Source organism: Escherichia sp. WS3063, assembly GCF_046486595.1.
Classification (GTDB): Bacteria; Pseudomonadota; Gammaproteobacteria; order Enterobacterales; family Enterobacteriaceae; genus Escherichia; species Escherichia coli.
In genome coordinates this window covers 1-3,224 of record NZ_JBJQKY010000058.1, presented here as the reverse complement: position 1 = coordinate 3,224, position 3,224 = coordinate 1, and the positions used below count along the sequence as shown (strand labels likewise).

The 3,224-nt window shown below is 45.4% G+C and carries 4 protein-coding genes; 1 reads left to right on the top strand and 3 read right to left on the bottom strand.

Annotated features, from left to right (window positions below):
* Positions 1-51 precede the first annotated feature (51 nt).
* Both ACJHYW_RS25055 and sul2 read right to left on the bottom strand, forming a co-directional pair.
* Positions 52-354 carry a phosphoglucosamine mutase gene (locus tag ACJHYW_RS25055; RefSeq protein ID WP_000251875.1) on the bottom strand — a complete coding sequence of 101 codons (303 nt, stop codon included), beginning with the start codon at positions 352-354 and terminating at the stop codon, positions 52-54.
* Positions 355-440: 86 nt separating this feature from the next.
* Positions 441-1,256, bottom strand: a complete 816-nt coding sequence (gene sul2 / locus ACJHYW_RS25050) for a sulfonamide-resistant dihydropteroate synthase Sul2 (RefSeq protein ID WP_410233386.1) — start codon at positions 1,254-1,256, stop codon at positions 441-443.
* 89 nt (positions 1,257-1,345) lie between these two features.
* On the opposite strand from sul2, the gene ACJHYW_RS25045 reads away from it, so the two are divergent.
* Positions 1,346-2,436 (top strand): IS4-like element ISAba1 family transposase gene (locus ACJHYW_RS25045; protein ID WP_085940648.1). Its coding sequence is split into 2 segments (ribosomal slippage): positions 1,346-1,886 and positions 1,886-2,436, totalling 1,092 coding nucleotides; the frame shifts between segments, so codons are not numbered across the junction.
* A gap of 196 nt (positions 2,437-2,632) precedes the next feature.
* Here the strand turns inward: ACJHYW_RS25045 and ACJHYW_RS25040 are convergent.
* Positions 2,633-2,992, bottom strand: a complete 360-nt coding sequence (locus ACJHYW_RS25040; RefSeq protein WP_170628443.1) for a phenol hydroxylase — start codon at positions 2,990-2,992, stop codon at positions 2,633-2,635.
* Positions 2,993-3,224: the final 232 nt, after the last annotated feature.

Sequence of the window (3,224 nt, the reverse complement as noted above, 5' to 3'; positions counted from 1 at the left end):
GCTGGCTCCCCGTCAGCCGGATTGGGTTGCATCGCAGGGGTGTCGAAAGAGTCAACTGCGGTCCAAAGCTGTTGGACTTGGGTGAAAAGGGCGTTTATTCTTCCTATACGTTGTCGGCAGCGGGCCAAAAAGGAATACGTCCATGCCCATCGAGGTGAAACCGGCTGTGAGCGCGGGTTCAAGCATATAGCCCGACAGGCGCGTATCCTTGCCGATCACGACACGATGGCGGTGGTCACCGCGACGAAAGACACGGCCAGCCGCCATGCCGACGCGCAAGGCGGTTTCCGCCGTCATCGCGCCTTCGTTGGCTTTGCCACGAATACCGTCTGTGCCGAAATATTTGCGCACCATAAGGTCGATTATCCTGTCGTCGGGTCGCCCTCAAAGGGGACATGCCTGCTGAACCGCGAATATAGAGAAATATCCCGAATGTGCAGTTAACGAATTCTTGCGGTTTCTTTCAGCGCCGCCAATACCGCCAGCCCGTCGCGCAAGGGGCGCGGCTCGTGTGTGCGGATGAAGTCAGCTCCACCTGCGGCGGCGGCAAGCTCTGCAGCGAGTGTCGCGGCCCCGACATCCCCCGGACCACGGCCTGTGAGCGCGCGCAGAAAGGATTTGCGCGAAACAGACAGAAGCACCGGCAAATCGAAGCGCAGCCGCAATTCATCGAACCGCGCCAGCACCGAGAGCGAGGTTTCGGGAGCAGCCCCCAGAAAAAACCCCATGCCGGGATCAAGGACAAGGCGGTTGCGTTTGATACCGGCACCCGTCAGCGCCGCGATGCGCGCGTCAAAGAACGCCGCAATGTGATCCATGATGTTGCCAGCGGGTGCCTCGCGCCGATCTGCCTGCCCGTCTTGCACCGAATGCATAACGACGAGTTTGGCAGATGATTTCGCCAATTGCGGATAGAACGCAGCGTCTGGAAAACCGCGAATATCATTGAGATAGGCCACACCACGCGACAAGGCATAGGCTTGCGTCGCGGGTTGATAACTGTCGAGCGAGACGGGAATGCCATCTGCCTTGAGCGCGTCCAGCACCGGCGCGATACGCGCGATTTCTGTGTCGGACGAAACAGGCGCGGCGTCGGGATTGCTGGATGCCGGACCGAGGTCGATCACATCTGCCCCCTCGGCCATCAGCTTACGCGCCTGCGCAATGGCTGCGTCTGGCGCCAGATACCGGCCTCCATCGGAGAAACTGTCCGAGGTTATGTTGACGATGCCGAAAATGATGAGCGATTTATTCATGGGGGCTTCTATAATAATCTCTGTACACGACAAAAATAGATAACTCATTGAAATAATGTCACAATAATTGTTTTCTAACGACGAATACTATGACACATCTCAATGAGTTATATCTTATCTTAAACAAATCTCTAAAATGGAACAAGTCACATTTAAAGTGCTTTGCGCTCATCATGCTTGTGATTATTTTAAAGCAAACATGTAATCTTTCTTCTGCATCTAAAGCCTTGCCCATCAAGTGTTTACCACAATCATTTTATCGACGTATGCAGCGCTTCTTTGCAGGTCAGTATTTTGATTATCGTCAAATTTCTCAGTTGATTTTCAATATGTTTTCATTCGACCAAGTGCAACTGACTTTAGATAGAACCAATTGGAAATGGGGAAAACGAAATATTAATATCCTGATGCTCGCAATCGTTTATCGTGGAATAGCGATACCTATCCTTTGGACATTGCTTAATAAACGTGGAAATTCAGATACGAAAGAGCGTATTGCTTTGATTCAACGCTTTATAGCCATTTTTGGTAAAGACCGTATTGTGAATGTGTTCGCAGACAGAGAGTTTATCGGTGAGCAGTGGTTTACATGGTTAATTGAACAAGACATCAACTTCTGCATTCGTGTTAAAAAAACTTCATTGTCACCAATCATTTAGGAAAGAATCATAAAATTAGTGATTTATTTCGCCATCTTAAAGTTGGTCAAATTGAATGTCGTAAACGACGGATTTTGGTTGGTCGGGTGAAACTATATATAAGTGCACTACAGTTAGAAAATGGAGAGCTTTTACTCGTCGTTTCTCCTCAGTTTAATGCCAATGCTATTCAGGATTATGCATTACGCTGGGAAATTGAAACCTTATTCAGTTGTCTCAAAGGACGCGGGTTTAATCTTGAAAATACGCGCTTGACAGACCCTAGACGAGTGAAAAAATTGATTGCGGTGTTAGCTATAAGCTTCTGTTGGTGTTACTTAACGGGTGAATGGCAACATAATCAAAAAAAAGCGATAAAAATAAAGAAGCATGGACGACTCTCAATGAGTTTATTTCGCTATGGTTTAGACTATGTTCAAATGGCGATTCAGCGTTTAATTGGTTTTGGGAAAAAAGAAGAGTTTAAGGAAATTTTGGCAATTTTAAGAAAGCAGAATCCTGATAGGATAAGGGTTCTGTGAAATTTGTCGTGTACAGAGTATAATAATAATAATCGAGCATGAGTCTCATACGGATGCTCGGGTCGAAAGGGAATCCCCAGGCGAGTAACCTGTTTGCGGTGATCCATTAGCTGCAGGAGCAGAAGAGCATACATCTGGAAGCAAAGCCAGGAAAGCGGCCTATGGAGCTGTGCGGCAGCGCTCAGTAGGCAATTTTTCAAAATATTGTTAAGCCTTTTCTGAGCATGGTATTTTTCATGGTATTACCAATTAGCAGGAAAATAAGCCATTGAATATAAAAGATAAAAATGTCTTGTTTACAATAAAGTGGGAGTAGTAATTTCGTTACTTTGTTTAGAATTTCTTCAGAAATATTTCTTAATAAATCGTGTTTTTCAACAAGCGTAAAATTACTTTCTAAAATCTCTTGTTGTTTAGCTCGAGTTTGGGTATAAGCCCCATAATAAAATTGACGAGGATCTTTAAGCACGTACCAATCTTTCATTTGGATTACAGTACGGCCCTTATCGTAAAGATCAAATTCAGGCTGCCATAAAGGTTTGTAATGAAAATTAATTTCTTCCTGAATATCGTAGGTCGCTTCTTGATAACGTGAAGCTGGTTTATCACCAAATCTTTTTTCAATATAAGCATAAGTATTTCTTAAAGGCTTAACTGAAGATGTTTTAATATCAATTTGGGCACTGTTGCAAAGTTAGCGATGAGGCAGCCTTTTGTCTTATTCAAAGGCCTTACATTTCAAAAACTCTGCTTACCAGGCGCATTTCGCCCAGGGGATCACCATAATA

Coding starts and splice junctions, on each gene's coding strand:
- ACJHYW_RS25055 (WP_000251875.1), bottom strand. CDS start 354: ATGGTGCGCAAATATTTCGGCACAGACGGTATTCGTGGCAAAGCCAAC.
- sul2 (WP_410233386.1), bottom strand. CDS start 1,256: ATGAATAAATCGCTCATCATTTTCGGCATCGTCAACATAACCTCGGAC.